Source organism: Terrabacter sp. MAHUQ-38 (assembly GCF_014518425.1).
Classification (GTDB): Bacteria; Actinomycetota; Actinomycetes; order Actinomycetales; family Dermatophilaceae; genus Terrabacter.
The window spans coordinates 165550-186803 of sequence record NZ_JACVCU010000005.1; the positions used below are offsets into that span (position 1 = coordinate 165550).

The window sequence follows — 21254 nt, forward strand, 5'->3', positions numbered from 1 at the left end:
CCTTTCCGCATACCGAGCGCCGGAGCCGGCGTCAGCCGAGGCCGGATGCGGCGTCGGCGTCGACGAGCCAGAGGGTCGCCTCGCTGCCGCGTACACCCGCCGCCGGCACGTCCCACCGGTCGGCACCCGGCGCCAGTGCGGCCGCCACGGCATCGGCCTTGTCGGCCCCGGCGACGAGGAACCACACCTCACGCGAACGCTCGAGGCACTCGAAGGTCAGGCTCACCCGGTCCGGCGGCGGCTTCGGGGAGTCGTGCACGGCCACCGCCACGGCGTCGGTCGTGCGCTGCGCGGGGTGGTGCGGGAACAGCGACGCGACGTGGCCGTCGGGCCCGACGCCGAGCAGCACGACATCGAAGGCGCCCTGCCCGTGCTCCCTGACCGTGAGGGCGTACGCCTCGGCGCTGGCCTCGGCGCTCTCTGACACGTCGGGTCCGGCGACCCGGTGCACCTTCGCCGGGTCGAGCCCCAGAGCGCTGAGCCCGGCGTCGTCGTTCTGGGTGTCGTTGCGGTCGGGGTCGCCGGCCGGCAGGTAGCGCTCGTCGCCCCACCACACGCGGACGCGGGCCCAGTCGACCGCGGAGCGTCCCGGCACCTTCGTGACGGAGGCGATGATCGCCGAGCCCATCGAGCCGCCGGTGAGGGCGACCTGGGCCTCGGACCCGCGCGACTGCGCGTCGAGGAGCGCGATGACGAGACGAGCCGCCGCGGCATCCGCGAGCGCCGACTTCTCCGCGTGGACCACGACACGGGGGTCGGCCGTCACGACATCGCCTTCCGAGCCGTGCCCTTCCTGGCGGTGGCCTTCCTCGTGCCTGCGGTCTTCTTCGCAGCCGCCTTCTTGGCCGTCGTCTTCTTGGCCGTCGTCTTCTTGGCCGTCGACTTCGTCGGCGTGCTCTTCGTCGGTGCGGTGCTCGTGCCCGTCGTCCCCGTCTTCGTACCGGCGGAGGCGCCGTCGGCCGAGACCTTGGTACGGCGTTTGGCGGTCTGCTTCTCGCGCGAGGTGCGCTTGCCCGCGAGCTTGCGCACCGTCGCTGCGTGGACCTGGGCGGTCTCGGCGTGCTCGGGGGCCGGGGGCGCCGAGATCATCGCACTGGCCTCCTGCGCGGACTCGTCACGACTCAGGCGGGCCGCCAGGCGGCGCGACTCGGCGGGGTCGGGTGCCTTGCCGGCGCGGGCGGCGGCGGCCGCGGTGAGCCGCACCGGTTGGAGGGCATCCAGGCCGTGCAGGAGGGCCTCCTCGTACGTCTCGTCGGGGTCGAGGCGACGCAGCTCGTCGGCGAGGCACTCGGGCAGCTCACGGCGGGGCAGGCTGATCCGACGATCGGGCTGACCGTTCTGCGAGAGGGTGGCGACCGTGTCGCCGGGGCGCACGAGGTCGATGGGCCCGCTCTTGCGCTCGAGGCGCACCGCGCTGATGCCGGAGCCACGCGGTGTCGACACCCGGTGCACCGGCACCTTGAGCCGTCGGTGGAGCCAGGCCGCGAGCAGGTCCGACGACGGCGAGTCGGGTGCACCACTGACCACGGCTCCCGTGATCGGCTCGTAGGGCGGCTGGTCGAGCGCCGCCGCGAGCAGACCGCGCCATCGCGTCAGGCGCGTCCAGGCCAGGTCGGTGTCTCCCGGCCGGTACGTCGCCGCGCGCTTCTTGAGCATGTGTCGCGGGCTGCGGTGCTCTGCGGCGTCCGTGATGCGACGTTGCGCCATGGCCCCGATGGGGTCCCTGCCGACGTCGGCAGGAGCCTCGCCGGGCCACCACGCGACGATGGGGGAGTCGGGAAGCAGGAGCGGGACCACGACACTGGGGCCGTGGTTGGCGAGCGCGCCGTAGAGCCGCAGCACGACGATCTCGCTCGCACCCGCGTCGCCGCCGAGCCGGATCTGGGCGTCGAGGCGGTTCTTGCCGCGCCGGTCACCGGAGATGACGACGATGATGCGGCAGGGGTGCTGCCGGCTGGCCTGGTTGGCGACGTCGATGGCGTTGCCGGCGTCGGTGTCATCGACGACGACGACGAGCGTCAGCACGCGTCCGAGGGCCATCGCGCCGACCTCGTTGCGCAGCCGGACGAGCGTCTTGCTGATGCCGGTGGTCGTGGTGTCGGTCAGGTCGCGGATCACGGCATCCTCCACGTGCGTCCGTCGCGCTCGAGCATGTGGTCCGCCGAAGGCGGCCCCCAGGTGCCGGCGGGGTACTGCTCCGGCTTGCCCGACTTGGCCCAGTGCCGCATGAGCGGGTCGAGGATCCGCCAGGACGACTCGACCTCCTCGTGCCGCGGGAAGAGCGGCGGGTCGCCGAGCAGGACGTCGAGGATGAGCCGCTCGTACGCCTCGGGCGAGGCCTCGGTGAACGACGAGCCGTAGCCGAAGTCCATCGTGACGTCGCGCACCTCCATCTGGGCGCCGGGCACCTTGGAGCCGAAGCGGATCGTCACACCCTCGTCGGGCTGCACCCTGATGACGATGGCGTTCTGACCCAGCTCCTCGGTCGCCGTGTGCTCGAAGGGGAGGTGCGGCGCCCGCTTGAAGACCACCGCGATCTCCGTGACGCGCTTGCCGAGGCGCTTGCCGGTGCGCAGGTAGAACGGGACCCCGGCCCAGCGCCGGGTGTCGACCTCGAGGGTGACGGCCGCGAACGTCTCGGTGGTCGACGAGGGGTTGACGCCCTCCTCCTGGAGGTAGCCGACGACCTCCTCGGCGCCCTGCCAGCCGGTGGCGTACTGCCCGCGAGCCGCACCCTTGTCGAGGTTGTCGGGCAGCCGCACCGCAGAGAGCACCTTCTCCTTCTCCGCGCGAAGGTCCTTGGCGTCGAAGGAGACCGGCTCCTCCATGGCCGTCAGGGCGAGCAGCTGGAGCAGGTGGTTCTGGATGACGTCGCGCGCGGCCCCGATGCCGTCGTAGTAGCCGGCGCGGCCGGCGATGCCGATGTCCTCGGCCATCGTGATCTGCACGTGGTCGACGTAGTTGGCGTTCCAGACGGGCTCGAAGAACTGGTTCGCGAAGCGCAGGGCGAGGAGGTTCTGGACCGTCTCCTTGCCGAGGTAGTGGTCGATGCGGAACACCGAGTCGGGTGGGAAGACGCCCTCGACGATCTCGTTGAGCTCCTGGGCGCTCTTGAGGTCGTGCCCGAACGGCTTCTCGATGATCACGCGGCGCCAGCTGTCGCCCTCGGCCTTCGTCAGCCCGCAGCGCTCGAGCTGCTCGCACACGGTCGCGAAGAAGCCGGGAGGGATCGACAGGTAGAACGCGTGGTTGCCGCCGGTGCCGCGGTCCTCGTCGAGCTCGTCGACCGTCTTGGCGAGCAGGTCGAACGCCGCCGGGTCGTCGAAGGTGCCGGGCACGAACCGGAAGCCCTCGGAGAGGTTGCGCCACACGTCCTCGCTGAAGGGCGTGCGGGCGTGCTGCTTCACGGCGTCGTGGACGACCTGACCGAAGTCCTGCGCGGCCCAGTCGCGGCGGGCGAAGCCGACGAGCGAGAAGCCCGGCGGCAGGAGCCCGCGGTTGGCGAGGTCGTAGATCGCGGGCATGAGCTTCTTGCGGGCGAGGTCACCAGTCACACCGAAGAGCACCAGGCCGCAAGGCCCGGCGATGCGGGGGAGACGCTTGTCCTCGGCCGTGCGAAGCGGGTTGTGTCCGTGGGCGATTCGCGCCGGACTCATCCAGGACCTCCTGCGGCGAGGGCCTTCCGCAGCTGCTCGAGGCCCGCGTCGTGGTCGGTGAGGTGCAGCTGGAGCACGGGCCGCCCGTGGTCGGCGAGCACCGCCGCGTCGCCACCGGCCTGCGAGGCGATGAAGTCACCGAAGGTGAACTCGCGCCCCGGGACGGCGAGGTCTTCCTTGGGTGCGGCAGTCACCTGGAGATAGACGCCCACCGACGGCCCGCCCTTGTGGAACTGACCGGTCGAGTGGAGGAAGCGAGGTCCCCAGCCGAAGGTCACCGGACGCTCGGTGCGCAGGGCCAGCGGCACACGGCACTCGGCGAGGTCGGCGTCGGCCAGCCGGTCGAGGTAGGCCATGACGGCGACGTAGCCGCGGTCGGCGTCGAGCTGCGCGAAGAGCGCGTCGAGTGCAGCCGGCACGGTTCGGGCGTCGCCGAGCCAGGCGCCGTCGCCGCCGAGCGCCCGGATCTCGATGGCGCCGTCGGTCGCCGCCGGCGCCGCCACGGAGCCGGTGCCCTGGTCGAGCAGCTGACGCGCAGCCTTCTTGGCGCTCTCGACGTCGGGCTGGTCGAACGGGTTGATGCCGAGCAGGCGGCCGGCGACGGCGGTCGCGACCTCCCACAGGAGCAGCTGTGCCCCGAGGGCGCCGCCGACGCGTACCTCCGAGGCCGCATCGGTGGCGGGTGCGTCGCCGTCGGAGTCTGCCGCCACGAGGCGCGCCACGGTGACGTCGGCAGCGGGCCACTTCACCTCGGGGTCGTCGTCGCCACCGACGACGACGGGAAGCACACCGGTGCCGTTCTTGCCCGTGGACTCGGCGATGAGCTGCTCGGCCCAGTCGGCGAACCCGACGATGCCGGAGCCGTTGTCGACGATGACGAGCTTGTCGCGCAGGGGGTCGGTGCCGCCCATCGCCGCGCCGAGACGCAGGCCGGGGTTGGCGTCGTCGTCGGTGGCGAGCACGTCGGCGACCGACTCGGCCTCGTCGAGGAGCGCCTCGACGTCGACGCCGGCGAGACCACTCGGCACCAGGCCGAACGCGGTGAGCGCGGAGTAGCGCCCACCGACGTTGGGGTCGGCGTTGATGACGCGGTAGCCCTTCTCGCGGGACTCCTTGTCGAGCGGGCTTCCCGGGTCGGTGACGATGACGATGCGCGTGGCCGGGTCGATGCCGGCGTCGGTGAACGCCTGCTCGTAGGCCCGGCGCTGCGAGTCGGTCTCGACGGTGGAGCCGGACTTGCTCGACACGACGACGACGGAGTGCTCGAGGTCGTCGGCGACGGCAGCGCGCACGTAGTCAGGGTCGGAGGAGTCGAGCACGACGAGCGGCTTGCCGGCCGTCGCGCAGATGACCTCAGGCGCCAGTGAGGACCCACCCATGCCGCACAGCACGACGTGGGTCAGCCCGTCTGCGGTCAGCGACTCACGCAAGGCGGCGATCTCACCGACGAGCGGTCGCGACGAGCGGGGAAGACCCACCCAGGAGAGGCGGATCCGCGACTCGGCCTCGGCGTCCGCACCCCACAGCGTCGCGTCCTGGGCGAAGAGCCGGCTGGCGACGGAATCGTCGACGAGGGCCGGCACGTGCCGACCGATCGCGTCCGCCGCAGCGCCTGATGCGCTGACGGACAGCGAGCTCATGCCGTCACCTTCTCCATCTCCACGGTGACGCCGTCGAGGAGCTCACCCCACGCCTTCTCGAACTTGTCGACACCCTCGACCTCGAGGAGGTCGACCACCTCGTTGTAGGAGACGCCGGCGGACTCGAGGTCGTCGAGCACCTGGCTCGCCCCGGCGTAGCCACCGGTGATGGTGTCGCCGGTGATCGTGCCGTGGTCGGCCGTGGCCTCGAGCGTCTTCTCCGGCATCGTGTTGACGACGCCAGGCGCGACGAGCTCGGTGACGTACATCGTGTCGGGGTAGGCCGGGTCCTTGACGCCCGTGGACGCCCACAGCGGTCGCTGCTTGTTGGCCCCCTCGTCGGCGAGGCTCTTCCAGCGCGGCGTCGAGAAGACCTCCTCGAACGCCTGGTACGCGAGGACCGCGTTGGCGATCCCGGCCTTGCCGCGCAGGCCGGTGGCCTCGTCGCTGCCGATGGCGTCGAGGCGCTTGTCGATCTCGGTGTCGACGCGCGAGACGAAGAACGAGGCCACGGAATGGATCGTCGACAGGTCGTGGCCGTTGGCGTGCGCCTTCTCGAGACCCTCGAGGTAGGCGTTCATGACGGCTCGGTAGCGCTCGAGGGAGAAGATCAGGGTCACGTTGACGCTGATGCCCTCGGCGATGGTCGCCGTGATGGCCGGCAGGCCGGCCTTCGTGGCGGGGATCTTGATGAGGACGTTCGGGCGGTCCACGGCGGCATACAGCTGCTTGGCCTGCTCGACCGTCTTGTCGGTCTCGTGGGCGAGGCGGGGGTCGACCTCGATCGAGGCCCGGCCGTCGACGCCGCCCGTCGACTCGTAGAGCGGCAGGAACAGGTCGCACGCCTCGCGCACGTCGGCGGTGGTCAGCTCGAAGACGACCTCCTCGACGTCCTTGCCGTCCTTCGTCAAGGCGGCGAGGTCGTCGTTGTAGCGGTCGCCCTTCGACAGGGCGGCCTGGAAGATCGACGGGTTGGACGTGAGACCGACGACGTTGCGCTCCTCGATGAGCTCGGAGATCTTGCCGGTCTCGATGAGGTCGCGGGACAGGTCGTCGAGCCAGATGGAGACTCCGGCGTCGGACAGGGCCTTGGTGTTCGGGTTGGTCATGCTCACTTCCCCTTGCTCGATGCGGATGCGGCGGCCTTCTTCGCGGCCGGAGTCTTCAGCTCGTCGCCCATGACGTCGGTGGCAGCGCTCTGGGCTGCGCGAGCCGGGTTGGTCTCGGTCACGCCGGGAGCTTTGGTCGCTGCCCCCTTGGCGGCCTTGAGCGAGTCCTTGGCGGCCTTGACGACGGCGTCCGCCGTGAGGCCGAACTCCCGGTAGAGCGTCTGGAAGTCGGCCGAGGCGCCGAAGTGCTCGATGCTCACGACGCGGCCGGCGTCGCCGACGATGTCGTGCCAGCCCATGGACACTCCCGCCTCGACGCTGACGCGGGCGCGGACGGCCGGGGGGAGCACCTTGTCCTGGTAGGCACGGGTCTGCTTCTCGAACCACTCACGGCACGGCATGGAGACGACACGTGTCGCGATCTTCGACTTCTCGAGGCGCTCTGCTGCCTGGACGGCGAGCTGGACCTCGGAGCCGGTGGCGACGATGACGACGTCGGGGTCGCCGGCGCGGGACTCCTCGACGAGGACGTAGGCACCCTTGGCGACGCCGCTGACCTTGCCGTGCGTCGAACGGTCCCACGTCGGCACCGGCTGGCGCGTCAGGCAGAGGGCCGCAGGGCCGTCGGTGCGGGTGAGGATCTGGGCCCAGGCGGCCGCGGTCTCGTTGGCGTCGGCCGGGCGGACGACGTCGAGGCCGGGGATCGCGCGCAGGGCGGCCAGGTGCTCGATCGGCTGGTGCGTAGGACCGTCCTCGCCGAGACCGATCGAGTCGTGGGTCCACACGTAGGTGACGGGCACCTGCTGGATCGCAGCGAGACGGACGGCGGGGCGCATGTAGTCGGAGAAGACGAGGAAGGTGCCGCCGTAGGGGCGGGTCAGGCCCTCGAGCGCGATCCCGTTGAGGATCATGCCCATGCCGTTCTCACGGATGCCGAAGTGGAGCGTGCGGCCGTAGGGGCCACCCTTCCACTCGCGCGTCTGCTTGCCGCTGGGGACGAACGAGGGCTGGCCCTCCATCGTCGTGTTGTTGGACTCGGCGAGGTCGGCGGAGCCACCCCACAGCTCCGGCATGACGTCGGCGAGGGCGCCGAGGACCTTGCCCGAGGCCGCGCGGGTCGCGATGCCCTTGGCGTCGGCGGGGAAGGTCGGCAGCGCCTTGGCGAGGCCCTGGGGCGCCTTGCCGGCGACGACGCGGTCGAGCAGCTCGGCGCGGTCGGGGTTGGCCTTGCGCCACGCGTTGTAGGACTTGTCCCACTCGCGGTGGGCCGCCTTGCCGCGCTTGACGACCTCGCGGGCGCGCTTGAGGACAGCCGGGTCGACGGCGAAGGTCTTCTTCGGGTCGAAGCCGAGCAGCTCCTTCGTCGCGCCGATCTCCGCGTCGCCGAGCGCCGAACCGTGCGACTTGCCGGTGTTCTGCTTCGTCGGGGCGGGCCAGGCGATGATGGTGTGGAGCACGACGAGGGTCGGCTTGTCCAGGACCTTGTCACCGGAGCTGATCGCCGCGAGGAGTGCGTCGACGTCCTCGACGTAGGTGGCACCATCGGCGTCCTTGCGCCAGTCGACCTCGACGACGTGCCAGCCGTATGCCGCGAAGCGCGCCGCGACGTCCTCGCTGAACGCGATGTCGGTGTCGTCCTCGATGGAGATCTGGTTGGCGTCGTAGACGACGGTGAGGTTGCCGAGCTCCTGGTGGCCGGCCAGGGCGCAGGCCTCGTGCGAGACGCCCTCCTGCATGTCGCCGTCGGACGCGATGACGTACACGTTGTGGTCGAACGGGCTCGTGCCCGGCTTGGCGTCGGGGTCGAAGAGGCCGCGCTGGCGACGTTGCGCCATGGCCATGCCGACGGCGGAGGCCAGGCCCGAGCCGAGCGGCCCGGTGGTGATCTCGACGCCGGGTGTGTGGTGGACCTCGGGGTGGCCCGGGGTCAGCGACCCCCAGGTGCGCAGCGACTTGAGGTCGTCGAGGGAGAGGCCGTAGCCGGAGAGGTAGAGCTGGATGTACTGGGTGAGGCTCGAGTGGCCGCAGGAGAGCACGAAGCGGTCACGACCGAGCCACGTCGGGTCGGAGGGGTCGTGCGTCATGACGTTCTGGTAGAGCAGGTACGCGAGGGGTGCGAGCGACATCGCGGTGCCGGGGTGGCCGTTGCCGACCTTCTGCACGGCGTCTGCGGCGAGCAGGCGCGTCGTGTCGACCGCACGGACGTCGAGGTCGTTCCATCCGGCCTTCTTCGCGACGGGCAGCGGCAGACCCGGGTCGCGCTGTGCCAGCTGGCCCTTCGTCTTCGCCGTCCTCGTGCTGCTGGATCGGGTGGGCTTCTTCGCCTTGACGGCGGTGCTGGAAGCAGCGGTGGGCACGGAACGGGTCTCCTTCGGAAAACGTGGATCGCGTACGGGCACGAGCCTAGACCGTGGTTTGTGACCGATGACACCTCGCCCGAGGAGCGGTACGTACGTCGGGCCGGTGCGGTCCCGAGCGCTGTCGGCGACGGTCTAGACTTGCGTCGCAATGCTCCGTACCCAGCGGGCCGGAGCGACGTACCAGCGATGAGGATCTCAGTGACAACGGTGGACCCCCGCGCCGACCTCTCGGCGCTGCACGGTCCGGACGGCAGTGGGCTGAAGTTCCTCGTCGGACAGTACGTCTCGCTGATGAAGCCGCGGATCATCGAGCTGCTCCTCATCACGACGATCCCCGTCATGTTCCTGGCCGAGCAGGGTGTGCCGGACCTCTGGCTCGTCGTCGCGACCGTCGTCGGCGGCACGCTGTCGGCGGGAGCCGCCAACACCCTCAACTGCTACATCGACCGCGACATCGACGCGGTCATGCACCGCACGAGCCGACGCCCGCTCGTGACCGGGACGGTCACCCCCCGCGGGGCGCTGGTGTTCGGTGTCGCGCTGGCCGTCGGCTCCACGGCCTGGCTCGGCCTGCTCGTCAACTGGCTGAGCGCCTGGCTCGCCCTCGGTGCGCTGCTCTTCTACGTCTTCGGCTACACGCTGCTGCTCAAGCGCCGCACGCGCCAGAACATCGTCTGGGGCGGCGCGGCCGGTTGCATGCCGGTCCTCATCGGGTGGTCGGCCGTCACCGACACGCTGTCGTGGTCGGCGTTCATCCTCTTCATGGTGATCTTCTTCTGGACGCCGCCGCACTACTGGCCGCTCTCGATGCGCTACAAGGACGACTACGCCACGGCCCACGTGCCGATGCTTCCCGTCGTCGAACGCTTCGTCGTCGTGGCGAAGCAGGTCGTCGCCTACTCGTGGGCCATGGTCCTGACGTCGCTCGCGCTCATCCCGGTCCAGCAGGTCGGCTGGGTCTACTCCGTCGCGGCGCTCGTCTCGGGTGCGCTCTTCCTCACCGAGGCCCACCGCCTCCTCGCCCGTGCCAACGCCGGTGCTGCAGAGGACGTGCTCAAGCCGATGCGGCTCTTCCACTTCTCCATCACCTACCTGACGATCCTGTTCGTCGGCGTCGCGCTCGACCCGATCTGGCACCTGCCCCTGCCCGTCTTCTCCTGAGGGGTTGCGGGCGCAATCCGCGGGGCTCTCCCGAGGCTCAGACTTGCGAGCTCACGCGAGCGGCGCGCCGTCCTCCAGGTAGAGGGTGGTGGCGCCGGGGTGGCCGTCCAGCACCGTGAGCAGCCGCTCGTTGTACGGGGCGACCTGCCCGGCCCAGTCGTTCGGTCCCGTCCAGTGGAGGTCGCGGATCTCCCGCTGCTGCAGGTGCGCCCGCTCGACGATGCGGTCATCGACGGTGCCGAGGTCGAAGACGAAGACGGTCGCGTCGGTCCACCCGTGCAGTGACGGCAGCCAGTTGACGGCGAGGAGCCGGCCGGCGGTGACGGTGAGGTCGAGCTCCTCCCGCAGCTCGCGGACGACGCACGCGGCCGGCGACTCGTTGCGGTCGACGACCCCTCCCGGCAGGTCCCACTCGCGTTTGTAGACGAGCTCGCACAGCAGCACCTGCCCGCTCGTCGACCGGATGACGCCCTGTGCGATGGCTCGCTTGGTCGGCAGGGCCGAGTCGAGCATCGCGGTGAAGCCCTCGCGGGTGTCGGGGTGGGCGTCGTCGCGGCGGCGGCCGAGGACGACGGTGTCCTGCCGTATGCCGCCGAGCGTGGCGTTGCCACGCAACAGCCCTTCGCGCCTCAGGCCCGCGCGCAGGGCCGTCCGGACGGCGGCCCGGTTGTCCGGGTTGACGTGCGCCTCGACGCGTTCGAGCCCGAGCGCGTCGAAGGCCCACTCGACGAGCAGGCGCACGGAGCGCCAGGTGAGCCCCTGACCCCGGAAGGGCGCGAAGACGGCCCAGGACAGCAGCCCGACACCAGGGTCCTGCACGCGTACGTCGACCGTGCCGGCGGCGCGGCCGCGCCACTCGACCAGGAAGGTGACCTTCGAGCGTTCCGCCCACCCGGCGGCGGTCCGCGTGATCCAGTCGCGGTGCTGCTCAGCGAGCGGCTCGACGGCGGCGAAGTCGAACCAGTGGGCGATCTCCGCGTCGTGCAGGCCGCGTGTGGGCTCGCTGTCATCGAGGCTCCACGGCCGCAGCACCAGCTCGCCGTCGCGCAGGGTCGGCTGGTCGGTCACCGCACCAGCCTAGGGACGGCCGTCCGCGAGGAGAGGCAGGGTCAGCTCGAAGCGGCAGCCGGTCCCGGCGTTGGCGACGGTGACCTCGCCGCCATGGGCGCGGGCGATGCCCCGGGCCACGGCGAGGCCGAGCCCGGCGCCGACACCCGCGGCCGGCGTCCGGGCGCTCGTGCCGCGCCATCCCGGCTCGAAGAGCCGGTCGAGCTCGTCGGCCGGGATGCCGCCGCAGCCGTCGGCGACGGCGATGCGGGCGACGTCGCTGCCCGCCGTGAGGGAGATGTCGACGGTCCCGCCGGCGTCGGTGTGCGTCAACGCGTTCGTCACGAGGTTGGCCAGGGCGCGCGACACCTCCCCTGCATCCACGGGGGCGGTGACGGCCTCGTCGGGGGCGGCCCCCTCGACCCGGACGCCGCGCCGGTCGGCGAGGACACGCGCGGACGCGAGCGCGTCGGACACCAGGTCACCGAGGTCGACGGGCATCCGGTCGAGGCGCAGGGTGCCCGACTGGAGACGGGACAGGGCCAGCAGTCCACCGACCATGTCGGACATGCGGTCGGCCTCGGCACGGATCCGCGCCGGGTAGGAGTCGTCGGCGGGTGCGTGCCCGTCCTCGAGGGCCTCGGCCATGGCCCGGATGCCGGCGAGCGGAGTACGCAGGTCGTGCGAGACCCAGGCCACGAGCTCGCGCCGGTTCTCCTCGACCTGCCGGTCGCGCTCGCGCTCGGCTGCCTGCTCCGCGGCACGGCGCATGAGCTGTTGGACACGTCTGGCGATGAGCCAGCCGAAGACGGCCGCGATGGGCAGCGAGGTGGCGGTGACGACGAGCACCACGCCCTGGTCGTGCTCGTTGATGAACATCGCGCGCGTGGTGACCACGACCCCTGCCGCGACACTGAGGATGACGACGAGGGGCGCGACGACTGCGGCTGCGACCAGCGAACGCGCGGCGATGGCCCGCACCGCGACCGCTCCGACAGCCCCGACCGCGACGGCGGTCCCCGCGGCCAGGAGCGCGGCCTCGACGATCACGGCACGCCGTCCCAGCGGTATCCGACACCCCACACGGTGGCGAGGCGGACCGGCTTCGCCGGGTCCGCCTCGACCTTCTCGCGAAGGCGCCGCACGTGGACGGTCACGGTCGACTCGTCGCCGTACTCCCAGCCCCACACCTGCTCCATGAGCTCACGCCGGGAGAACGCCGTGCCCGGATGGGTCATCAGGTGCGCCAGGAGGTCGAACTCCCGGCTCGTGAGGTTCAGTGGCTCTTCGCCGATCCACGCCTGGTGCCGCCGCACGTCGACGCGCAGGTCGCCGTCGACGAGCGGGCCGGTCTGGGGAGCGGCCGGGGTCGGCGCCGAGCGGCGCAGGATGGACTGGATCCGCAGGACGAGCTCACGGCTGCTGAACGGCTTGGTCACGTAGTCGTCGGCACCGATCTCCAGGCCGAGCACTCGGTCGGACTCCTCGCCCCGCGCCGTCAGCATGACGACGGGCAGGTCGCCGCGCTCGGACCGCATCCGACGGAAGACCTCCAGCCCGTCGAGACCGGGCAGGGTCAGGTCGAGGACGACGAGGTCGGGGGACCGGTCGCGTGCGGTGTCGACCGCGGCCAGCCCGTCACCCGCCAGGACGACCTCGAGCCCAGCGCGCTCGAGGTAGCCCGCGACGACCTCGCGGACCGTGGGGTCGTCGTCGACGACGAGGACGGTGGGCACGCCTCCAGCCTAGGCAGGCCGCACGCAGCGCGTACCGCGAAACTCCTTGCGATCCGGTGACGTCGGATGACGCTCAGACCGGGTGCCGACGGGTTGCGAGGACGCCGAAGGCCAGGACGACGACGAGCAGGCTGGCGCCGAGCATGTGGACGAGCACGAGCACCTCGGGCAGGTGCGTGAAGTACTGCACGTAGCCGACGAGGCCCTGCGCGACCGTGACGACGAGGACCATGTCCCAGGCTCGTCGGGCCTCGTCCGTGGTGGCGGTGATGCGCACCGCGACGAGGGTCGCGATGACGAGGCCGCAGAAGAGCATGACGGCGTCGGCGTGCATCCATGACACGAAGCGAGGGTCGAAGCCCGTCCGGGCCGGCGTGTCCGCGTCGCCCGAATGGGGGCCCGACCCGGTGACGACGGTGCCGAGCAGCAGGACGACGCCGCCGACGCCCGCCGTGCCCAGAGCCAGCCGCCGCGCAAGGGGGTGGACGACGAGCTCGCCCGGCCCGGACGCGTCGTCGCGCGCGCCGCGGACGAGAGCCGTCGAGAGGGCGACGAGGACCATCGACATGAGGAAGTGGAACATGACGGTCCACGGGTTGAGGCCCGTGCGCACCGTGATGCCGCCGACGACGGCCTGCGCCGCGACGCCGCCGAGGACGGCGAGCGCCAGACGGTGCAGCCGTGGACGCGACGGCCAACGCAGGAGGACGACCAGGAGCGAGGCCACGGCGAGCAGGCCGACGACGCCGGTCAACGTGCGGTTCCCGAACTCCACGAGGTCGTGGTAGCTGCTCTCCGCGGTGCGCACCGGCGTGAACGAGCCGGGCTGGCACTCCGGCCACGTGCTGCAGCCCAGTCCGCTGCCGGTCAGGCGCACGATGCCTCCGGTGACGACGATCCCGACCTCGCCGACGAGGTTGGCGACGAGCAGCGGACGGGCCCAACGGGCGAGCGGGGCGGGCAGGTGGCTCGCGACGCGCGGAAGCACGCCCACGGCGGCTCCCCGGTCGGGGTCGGTCACGGATGGCGTGGAGGACACCCCGCAAGGGTATGCCGCGAGGTCGCGGCGTCCCGCATCGCCTCGGGTCGTGGGCTGCCGCACCTCCCGGCGCGTCGGAGAGGTCCGTGACCGTCAGCCCAGGCCGTCCCAGACCACGGCCGAACCAGCGTGGCCGGCCAGGACGACGGTGATGGTCGCGGCCAGTGCGGACAGCACGACGAGGGTGCCCACGAGCACGTCCATGGCGTGGCCGCGAGGCGACTCCTCCTGCGGCGGGCGCGCGAACCAGAGCGCGACGAGGGTCAGCACCATGAACGCGAGGCAGAAGAGCTTCGCCCGGTCGCCCCAGTCGGTGTGCTCCGCGAGCAGGTCGAAGTTCGTCGTGTCCGGCCGACCCGCGTTGATGCGACGCTCGAGCGCCTCACCGCTCTCGGCGGCCACGAACGCGGAGGCGCCCGAGACGACCGCGCCGAGGGCCGTCGGCCAGCGCAGGAGACGTCGCCACCCCGGCCGCACGGCGTACGCGATGGCGGCGAGCGCTGACAGGGGCACGAGCACGACCACGGCGTGGATCACGAGGGCGTGCATCGGAAGACCGAGGATGTAGTCGAACACGTCGCCTCCAGGCCGGGTCGGGGTGGTCGGATGGTGCGGTCAGGGTGCTCGAGTCAGTCGTCGAACCGGAACAGGCGCGCCGCGAGGGCGCTGGCCACCGCTCCCCACGCGAGGACGACGCCGAGGGCGAGAAGGTTCAGGCTGCCGTCGACGAAGGCCGACCGGAGCCCGTCGGCGAGGCCCGCCGACGGGAGGTACGCGGCCACCGCACCCAGACCTCCCGGCAGCTCGGTGCGCGGCACCACCACCCCGCCGAGGGCGAGCAGCAGCACCCACACGAGGTTGGCGATCGCGAGCACCGCCTCGGCCCGGAGCGTCCCGGCGAGCAGGAGGGCGAGCGCCACGAAGGCCCACGTGCCCGCGACGAGGAAGAGGACGGCATACGCCGTGCCCGCCAGGAGGGGCTCCCACCCCAGCGCCAGACCGAGACCCGCGATGACGACGACCTGGACCAGCTCGACGGCCAGCGTCGCGAGGACCTTCGCTGCGACGAGACCGCCGCGACCGAGCGGCGTGACGCCCAGGTAGCGCAGAACCGCGTACCGCCGGTCGAAGCCGGTGGCGATGGCCTGGGCGGTGAAGGCCGCCGAGATGACGCAGAGGGCGACGACACCCGGCGTCGCCACGTCGAGGCGCTCACCTGGTCCGAGTGACGGCGAAGACGTGACGCTGAGGCCGAAGAGCGCGAGGGCGGGCAGCACGAGCGAGACCAGCAGCTGCTCGCCGTTGCGCAGGAGGCTGCCCATCTCGAACCCGGCTTGCGCGAGCACGCGTCGGCGTGGCGACGCCGCCCGTGGGGTCGTGGAGGTGGCGGCGGTGCTCACGCGGCTCCCTTGCGGGTCAGGCTGAAGTAGACGTCCTCGAGCGACCGTCCCTGCGTCACGGCATCGGGCGAGCCCTCGGCCACCGTGCGCCCGGCGTTCATGATGACGAGGTGGTCGCCGAGCCGCTCGGCCTCCTCGAAGGAGTGGGTCGTGACGACGACGGTCGCACCGGCGTCGCGCTGCTCGATGACGAGGTCCCACACGTCGAGGCGGCCGTGGGGGTCGAGCCCGGCGGCAGGCTCGTCGAGGAAGAGGACCTCCGGGCGTCCCAGCAGGGCCGCCGCGAGCGCGAGGCGCTGCTTCTGCCCACCCGAGAGGCGGCGCACGGTCGTCGCCGCGAAGTCCGTCACACCCAGCCGCGCGGCGACCACGTCGGCGTCGACCGGGTCGGCGTAGAGGCGGGCGAGGTGGTGCAGGAGCCGCAGCGGCTTCGTGCCGTTGGGCAGCCCGCCGGACTGGAGCATGACCCCGACGCGGGCCCGGTGGTCGGCGCCCGCATGCCACGGGTCGGTGCCGAGGACGCGCACCGTCCCGCCGTCGGGGCGCCCGAGCCCGACCGCGCACTCGACCGCCGTGGTCTTGCCGGCGCCGTTCGGGCCGAGGACGGCAGTGATGCGGCCCGCGGGGGCCGACCACGTCAGTCCGTCGAGCGCCGTGACGGGACCGAACGCGCGGTGAAGGCCGGACAGTGTCACCGCTGCGGTCATGGCCCATGAGTCTAGGCTCGGTCCCGACGACATCGACCGCGACCTCCACGTGGCGGTCGGACCTGCCCCGCCTCGACCCTGACGGAGACCACACCCGTGAAGATCGACCCAGCCGCCAAGCCCTTCACAGCGCTGGCCGCCGTTCCCACGGTGATCGCCGCGCTGGCCCGCCGACCGCGCACGACCGCCGCCCTCGGCCTGCTCACCGCCGGGGTGACCCTCTTCTTCCGCGACCCCGACCGCACACCGGACCACACCCCCGTCACCGACCCCGACGTCGTCCTCGCGCCGGCCGACGGCATCGTCATGCACGTCGGAGAGCCGCAGCGCGGCATCGCGCCGCCGGGGGAGTGGCAACAGGTCAGCATCTTCCTGTCACTGCTCGACGTCCACATGAACCGCTCGCCCTACGGCGGCCGGGTCATCGACGTGACGCACACTCCCGGCCGCTTCCTGGCCGCCTACCGCGCCGAGAGCGCGACCAAGAACGAGCGCAGCGAGATCATCGTCGAGCGGGTCGTCGGCGGGCAGGCGCGTCGCGTGATCTACCGCCAGCTCGTCGGTCAGCTCGCGCGCCGCATCGTGACCCGCATCCAGCCCGGCGACGAGATCGCCACGGGCGGGCGCATGGGGCTGATGAAGTTCGGCTCCCGCATGGACGTCTTCGTGCCGCCGGAGGTGCAGCTCGAGGTGACGAAGGGCAAACGGGCCATCGGGGGAGAGACGGTGCTGGGTCGCTTCCCGGCGACGGACCCGTCGTGAGCGGCGAGCCGGCGTCCGAGCGAGGCAGGCGGGGCGTCGACCCCGACTCCGACGCGGAACGACCTCGTCGCCGCGACCGGGTGACGCGGCGCATCAGGCTCGTCTCGGCGACCGGCGCGCGGGTCATCCCGTTCGACCGGCTCAACCCGCGGGTGCGCGCGCGCGCGACGCTGCCCAGCCTCTTCACGCTCGGCAACATGCTGTGCGGCTTCTCGGCCGTGCTGCTGTCGTTCCAGGGCCAGTTCCGCGCCGCCGCCGTGCTCATCGGCATCTCGATCGTGCTCGACATCTGTGACGGTGCGGTGGCCCGTGCGGTGGGGGCCATCACCCCGTTCGGCCTGCAGTTCGACTCGCTCGCCGACCTCATCTCCTTCGGCATCGCCCCCGCTGTGCTCGTCTACACCTGGGCGCTACCGGCGTACCCCGTGTGGGCGTGGGCCGGGGCCATGTTCTGGCTCGCCTGCGCGGCGTACCGCCTCGCCCGGTTCAACGTGACGATCGACCCGCTCGCCGACAAGCGGTACTTCGTCGGGCTGGCGAGCCCCGGTGCGGCGGGCGTCGTCATCGCCACGGTGATGGCGATCGGCGAGCCGCTCCTCGACTGGGACCCGCTCCTGCCGATCGTGGCCGGGGTGCTGCCGGCCGCGCTGATGGCGTCGTCGTTCCGCTTCCGGTCCTTCCGTGACCTGCTGTCACCACGGCACCTCCGGATCAGCGTGCCGCTCGCGGTCCTCGTCCTGCTCGGGCTCGTCCTCGTCCCGGGCCCGACCGGCCTGGCGCTCGCGTACGGCTACGTCCTCACGAGCCCGCTCGGGTGGCTCACCGCGCCGCTACGACGTCGGTGGTTCGGGCCTGATGCCGTCGCGCCGCCGCGCACGAGGCTGCCGTCGGTGATCATGCCGCCACAGCCCGACGGGCAGGCGGACGAGGATGCCGACGATGCCGACGTCGACGACGAGGACGCATTCGAGGTCGACGACCCGGACGACGACTGTGCCGCGGGTCCGGAGGACCTGCCGAGCCGGTAAGGCGTACCTAACTGGAACTCTCGCGGGTAATTACGTCACAATGGTGTGGTGTTTATCGGAGAGCACGCCCAGCGTGAGACGAAGGACGGCGAGCACGTCTCGCCGCTCGAGTCGCGCACGCGCTCGCGGGTGCTCCACATGGTCTCCGCAGACGGCCCCATCACGGCCGCCGAGCTCGGCCGTCACCTCGACCTGACCCCGGCCGCGGTCCGCCGCCACCTCGACGCGCTCGTCGAGCAGGGCGCGGTCGTCCCGCACGAGCCCACGAGCGGCCGCCGGGGCCGCGGTCGTCCGGCCCGCGCCTACGTCGTCTCCGACGCCGGGCACAACTCCCTCGAGGCCGACTACGACTCGCTGGCCGTCGAGGTCCTGCGCTACCTCGAGACCAACGCGGGTGCCGACGCGGTCAGCGACTTCGCCCGCACCCGGGTCGCGGCGCTCGAGGAGCGGTATGCCGCCCGGCTCGAGGCCGCCGGCGACGACCCCGCCGCTCGCACCGAGGCCCTCGTCGAGGCGCTCAGTGAGGACGGCTTCGCCGCCACGGCCCGCCCCGTCGGTGCCGGGGGCCTGACCGGCGTCCAGCTGTGCCAGGGACACTGCCCGGTGCAGCACGTCGCCACCGAGTTCCCGGCCTTCTGCGAGGCCGAGACCGACGCGTTCTCCCGGCTCCTCGGGGTCCACGTCCAGCGACTGGCGACCCTCGCGGGCGGGCACCACGTCTGCACCACCTTCGTCCCGACCGGTGGGATCACCGCCCGCACCCGGAAGACCCCGCCCACCCCGGGTGTTGTCGCCGACGACGACTCGACCCAGATCACGCCGGACCCGACCGCCGGCACGCCCACGACCGCACGGACCGACACGCTCACGCACGTCAAGGAAGGTTCCTCATGACCACCCACATCGAAGAGCTGAACCCCGGCCTCAAGGGCATCGGCACCTATGAGTACGGCTGGGCCGACAGCGACGTGGCCGGCTCGTCAGCGCGCCGTGGACTCAACGAGGACGTCGTGCGAGACATCTCAGCCCGCAAGAACGAGCCCGAGTGGATGACGAAGCTGCGGCTCAAGAGCCTCAGCCTCTTCGGCAAGAAGCCGATGCCCTCCTGGGGCTCGGACCTGACCGGCATCGACTTCCAGAACATCAAGTACTTCGTGAAGTCCACCGAGAAGCAGGCGGCCACGTGGGACGACCTGCCCGAGGACATCAAGAACACCTACGACCGCCTGGGCATCCCGGAGGCCGAGAAGCAGCGCCTCGTCTCCGGCGTCGCCGCGCAGTACGAGTCCGAGGTCGTCTACCACCAGATCCGTGAGGACCTCGAGCAGCAGGGTGTCATCTTCCTCGACACCGACACCGCCCTCAAGGAGCACGAGGACATCTTCCGCGAGCACTTCGCGACGGTGATCCCCGCCGGCGACAACAAGTTCGCCGCCCTCAACACCGCGGTCTGGTCCGGTGGCTCGTTCATCTACGTGCCCAAGGGCGTCCACGTCGACATCCCGCTCCAGGCGTACTTCCGGATCAACACCGAGAACATGGGCCAGTTCGAGCGGACGCTGATCATCGCCGACGAGGGCTCCTACGTGCACTACGTCGAGGGCTGCACCGCCCCGATCTACAAGTCGGACTCGCTGCACTCGGCCGTTGTCGAGATCATCGTCAAGAAGAACGCCCGCGTGCGCTACACGACCATCCAGAACTGGTCCAACAACGTGTACAACCTCGTCACGAAGCGCGCCACCTGCGAGGAGGGCGCGACCATGGAGTGGATCGACGGCAACATCGGCTCCAAGGTGACGATGAAGTACCCGGCGGTCTTCCTCATGGGTGAGCACGCCAAGGGCGAGACGCTCTCGATCGCGTTCGCCGGCGAGGGCCAGCACCAGGACACCGGCTCCAAGATGGTTCACTGCGCTCCCAACACGAAGAGCTCGATCATCAGCAAGTCGGTCGCCCGCGGTGGCGGTCGCGCCTCCTACCGCGGTCTCGTGCAGGTCCTCGAGGGCGCCTCGCACTCGGCTTCGACCGTGCGCTGTGACGCCCTGCTCGTCGACACGATCAGCCGCTCCGACACCTACCCGTACGTCGACATCCGCGAGGACGACGTGTCGATGGGTCACGAGGCCACGGTCTCGAAGGTGTCCGAGGACCAGCTCTTCTACCTCATGTCCCGCGGTATGGCCGAGGACGAGGCGATGGCGATGATCGTGCGCGGCTTCATCGAGCCGATCGCGCGCGAGCTGCCCATGGAGTACGCCCTCGAGCTCAACCGACTCATCGAACTGCAGATGGAAGGAGCCGTCGGCTGATGAGCCTTCTGGCTGACACGACCACCGACACCCCCGACACCCAGCAGAGCGAGACCACGGTGCACGACGCCGCCACGACCACCGCCGTCCCCGGTTCCACGGCGCACACCGACTCCGCCGCGGCCTTCGTGCCGAGCCAGTCGCGTGCCGAGCGCACGGCGTCCTTCGACGTCGCTGCCTTCCCGCTGCCATCGGGTCGCGAGGAGGACTGGCGCTTCACGCCGGTCAAGAAGCTCGCCCGCCTGCTCGCCGAGGGTGCGACGGGCCGCCTCGACGTGCGCAGCCTGCTGCCCGAAGGGGTCACGACGTCGACGATCACGGCCGAGCAGGCCCAGGGCCTCGGCATCCTCCCGCCCCAGGACCGTGCCGCGGTCGTCGCGGGCGCGGCTGACGGCGCGCTGCTGCTCGACATCCCGGCGGAGGCCGAGCTCGACGCGCCGGTGCGCCTCTCGCTGGTCGGCACGGGCGGGGAGCCCGTGCACGGCCACCTGGTCGTGCGCACCGGGCGCTTCTCGAAGGCGACCGTCGTCGTCGAGCACACGGGCTCGGCCCGCTACTCACAGCTCGTGTCCGTCGTCACCGGCGACGGGTCCGACCTCACTCTCGTGTCCGTGCAGCGCTGGGACGACGACGCCCAGCACCTGGCTCAGCACGACGCCCTCGTCGGGCGCGACGCCCGCTACAAGCACCTGGCGGTGTCGTTGGGCGGCCAGGTCGTCCGCGTCAACGCCAACGTGCGCTACGCCGGTCCCGGCGGTGACGCGACCCTGCTCGGTGTGTACTTCGCCGACGCCGGTCAGCATCTCGAGCACCGCTCGTACATCGACCACAACACGGCACACTGCAAGAGCAGGGCCACCTACAAGGGCGCCCTCCAGGGCGAGACGGCCCGCACCGTGTGGGTCGGCGACGTGCTCATCCGCGCCGCGGCCGAGGGCACCGACACCTACGAGCTCAACCGCAACCTCGTGCTCACCGACGGCGCGCGCGCCGACTCGGTGCCGAACCTCGAGATCGAGACGGGCGAGATCGAGGGCGCCGGGCACGCTTCTGCCACGGGCCGTTTCGACGACCTGCAGCTGTTCTACCTGCAGTCGCGCGGCATCAACGAGGACGAGGCCAAGCGTCTCGTCGTGCGCGGCTTCTTCGCCGACATCATCCGTGAGATCCCGCTCGGAGACCTCCGCGACGAGATCACCGCGGCCATCGAGGAGGAGCTCGCGTCGACGGCATACGCCGCTCCCACCCAGCAGACCCCCAGCACTGTCACCCCCAGCACGAACAAGGAGAACTGACC

Annotated in this window: 19 protein-coding genes; 6 read left to right on the top strand and 13 right to left on the bottom strand. The window is 71.4% G+C overall.

The window, feature by feature from the left end; translation table 11 throughout:
- Window positions 1-31: 31 nt before the first annotated feature.
- The 6 genes from pgl to tkt are packed head-to-tail and all read right to left on the bottom strand — an operon-like array spanning window position 32 to window position 8762.
- Window positions 32-766 (bottom strand): 6-phosphogluconolactonase, encoded by a 735-nt coding sequence (pgl, locus tag H9I49_RS18780; protein WP_188031919.1) that lies wholly within the window; start codon window positions 764-766, stop codon window positions 32-34.
- On the bottom strand, window positions 763-2118 hold the full coding sequence (opcA, locus tag H9I49_RS18785; RefSeq protein WP_188031920.1) for a glucose-6-phosphate dehydrogenase assembly protein OpcA: 1356 nt from the start codon (window positions 2116-2118) through the stop codon (window positions 763-765). Before opcA ends, pgl begins: the two co-directional genes overlap by 4 nt.
- On the bottom strand, window positions 2115-3656 hold the full coding sequence (gene zwf, locus H9I49_RS18790; RefSeq protein WP_188031921.1) for a glucose-6-phosphate dehydrogenase: 1542 nt from the start codon (window positions 3654-3656) through the stop codon (window positions 2115-2117). Before zwf ends, opcA begins: the two co-directional genes overlap by 4 nt.
- Window positions 3653-5296 (bottom strand): glucose-6-phosphate isomerase, encoded by a 1644-nt coding sequence (locus H9I49_RS18795; protein WP_188031922.1) that lies wholly within the window; start codon window positions 5294-5296, stop codon window positions 3653-3655. The genes zwf and H9I49_RS18795 overlap by 4 nt, the downstream gene beginning before the upstream one ends.
- Entirely contained in the window at window positions 5293-6405 is a 1113-nt protein-coding gene (tal, locus tag H9I49_RS18800) for a transaldolase (RefSeq protein ID WP_188031923.1), read from the bottom strand. The genes H9I49_RS18795 and tal overlap by 4 nt, the downstream gene beginning before the upstream one ends.
- Before the next feature lie 2 nt (window positions 6406-6407).
- Window positions 6408-8762, bottom strand: coding sequence for a transketolase (gene tkt, locus H9I49_RS18805; RefSeq protein ID WP_188031924.1), 2355 nt, complete (start codon window positions 8760-8762; stop codon window positions 6408-6410).
- A 189-nt stretch (window positions 8763-8951) separates the two neighbouring features.
- Between tkt and H9I49_RS18810 the strand changes: the two genes are divergently transcribed.
- Complete coding sequence (locus H9I49_RS18810; RefSeq protein ID WP_188031925.1) at window positions 8952-9926, top strand: heme o synthase; 975 nt, start codon at window positions 8952-8954, stop codon at window positions 9924-9926.
- 51 nt (window positions 9927-9977) lie between these two features.
- Here H9I49_RS18810 and H9I49_RS18815 read toward each other — a convergent pair whose 3' ends face one another.
- The 7 genes from H9I49_RS18815 to H9I49_RS18845 form a co-directional block, all read right to left on the bottom strand.
- Window positions 9978-10994 (bottom strand): NUDIX hydrolase, encoded by a 1017-nt coding sequence (locus H9I49_RS18815; RefSeq protein ID WP_188031926.1) that lies wholly within the window; start codon window positions 10992-10994, stop codon window positions 9978-9980.
- A 9-nt stretch (window positions 10995-11003) separates the two neighbouring features.
- A complete protein-coding gene (locus tag H9I49_RS18820) occupies window positions 11004-12023 on the bottom strand; it encodes a HAMP domain-containing sensor histidine kinase (RefSeq protein ID WP_188031927.1) in 1020 nt (339 codons plus the stop codon).
- Entirely contained in the window at window positions 12020-12709 is a 690-nt protein-coding gene (locus tag H9I49_RS18825; protein ID WP_188031928.1) for a response regulator transcription factor, read from the bottom strand. Before H9I49_RS18825 ends, H9I49_RS18820 begins: the two co-directional genes overlap by 4 nt.
- Before the next feature lie 73 nt (window positions 12710-12782).
- The gene (locus H9I49_RS18830; RefSeq protein ID WP_370587656.1) at window positions 12783-13748 is read right to left on the bottom strand and encodes a heme A synthase; all 966 of its coding nucleotides are present in this window, start codon (window positions 13746-13748) and stop codon (window positions 12783-12785) included.
- A 93-nt stretch (window positions 13749-13841) separates the two neighbouring features.
- Window positions 13842-14324, bottom strand: coding sequence for a DUF2231 domain-containing protein (locus H9I49_RS18835; RefSeq protein WP_188031929.1), 483 nt, complete (start codon window positions 14322-14324; stop codon window positions 13842-13844).
- Between the two features lie 53 nt (window positions 14325-14377).
- Window positions 14378-15148 (bottom strand): ABC transporter permease, encoded by a 771-nt coding sequence (locus H9I49_RS18840; protein ID WP_370587657.1) that lies wholly within the window; start codon window positions 15146-15148, stop codon window positions 14378-14380.
- Window positions 15145-15855, bottom strand: a complete 711-nt coding sequence (locus H9I49_RS18845; protein ID WP_188031930.1) for an ABC transporter ATP-binding protein — start codon at window positions 15853-15855, stop codon at window positions 15145-15147. Before H9I49_RS18845 ends, H9I49_RS18840 begins: the two co-directional genes overlap by 4 nt.
- A 96-nt stretch (window positions 15856-15951) precedes the next feature.
- Here H9I49_RS18845 and H9I49_RS18850 point away from each other — a divergent pair, with 96 nt between their 5' ends.
- From H9I49_RS18850 to sufD, 5 genes are read left to right on the top strand one after another with little or no spacing between them, the layout of a single operon-like run.
- Complete coding sequence (locus H9I49_RS18850) at window positions 15952-16617, top strand: phosphatidylserine decarboxylase (RefSeq protein ID WP_188031931.1); 666 nt, start codon at window positions 15952-15954, stop codon at window positions 16615-16617.
- A complete protein-coding gene (locus H9I49_RS18855) occupies window positions 16614-17645 on the top strand; it encodes a phosphatidylcholine/phosphatidylserine synthase (protein ID WP_188031932.1) in 1032 nt (343 codons plus the stop codon). The genes H9I49_RS18850 and H9I49_RS18855 overlap by 4 nt, the downstream gene beginning before the upstream one ends.
- A 48-nt stretch (window positions 17646-17693) precedes the next feature.
- Window positions 17694-18539: a helix-turn-helix transcriptional regulator gene (locus H9I49_RS18860; protein ID WP_370587658.1), complete on the top strand. Its 846-nt coding sequence runs from the start codon at window positions 17694-17696 to the stop codon at window positions 18537-18539.
- Complete coding sequence (gene sufB, locus H9I49_RS18865; RefSeq protein ID WP_188031934.1) at window positions 18536-19957, top strand: Fe-S cluster assembly protein SufB; 1422 nt, start codon at window positions 18536-18538, stop codon at window positions 19955-19957. The genes H9I49_RS18860 and sufB overlap by 4 nt, the downstream gene beginning before the upstream one ends.
- The gene (gene sufD / locus H9I49_RS18870) at window positions 19957-21252 is read left to right on the top strand and encodes a Fe-S cluster assembly protein SufD (RefSeq protein WP_370587659.1); all 1296 of its coding nucleotides are present in this window, start codon (window positions 19957-19959) and stop codon (window positions 21250-21252) included. Before sufB ends, sufD begins: the two co-directional genes overlap by 1 nt.
- Window positions 21253-21254: the final 2 nt, after the last annotated feature.

What these genes read in the sequence shown, in the direction of transcription:
- zwf (WP_188031921.1), bottom strand. Translation starts at nt 3,656, where the DNA reads ATGAGTCCGGCGCGAATCGCCCACGGACACAACCCGCTTCGCACGGCC.
- H9I49_RS18795 (WP_188031922.1), bottom strand. Translation starts at nt 5,296, where the DNA reads ATGAGCTCGCTGTCCGTCAGCGCATCAGGCGCTGCGGCGGACGCGATC.
- tal (WP_188031923.1), bottom strand. Translation starts at nt 6,405, where the DNA reads ATGACCAACCCGAACACCAAGGCCCTGTCCGACGCCGGAGTCTCCATC.
- H9I49_RS18810 (WP_188031925.1), top strand. Translation starts at nt 8,952, where the DNA reads ATGAGGATCTCAGTGACAACGGTGGACCCCCGCGCCGACCTCTCGGCG.
- H9I49_RS18845 (WP_188031930.1), bottom strand. Translation starts at nt 15,855, where the DNA reads ATGACCGCAGCGGTGACACTGTCCGGCCTTCACCGCGCGTTCGGTCCC.
- sufB (WP_188031934.1), top strand. Translation starts at nt 18,536, where the DNA reads ATGACCACCCACATCGAAGAGCTGAACCCCGGCCTCAAGGGCATCGGC.
- sufD (WP_370587659.1), top strand. Translation starts at nt 19,957, where the DNA reads ATGAGCCTTCTGGCTGACACGACCACCGACACCCCCGACACCCAGCAG.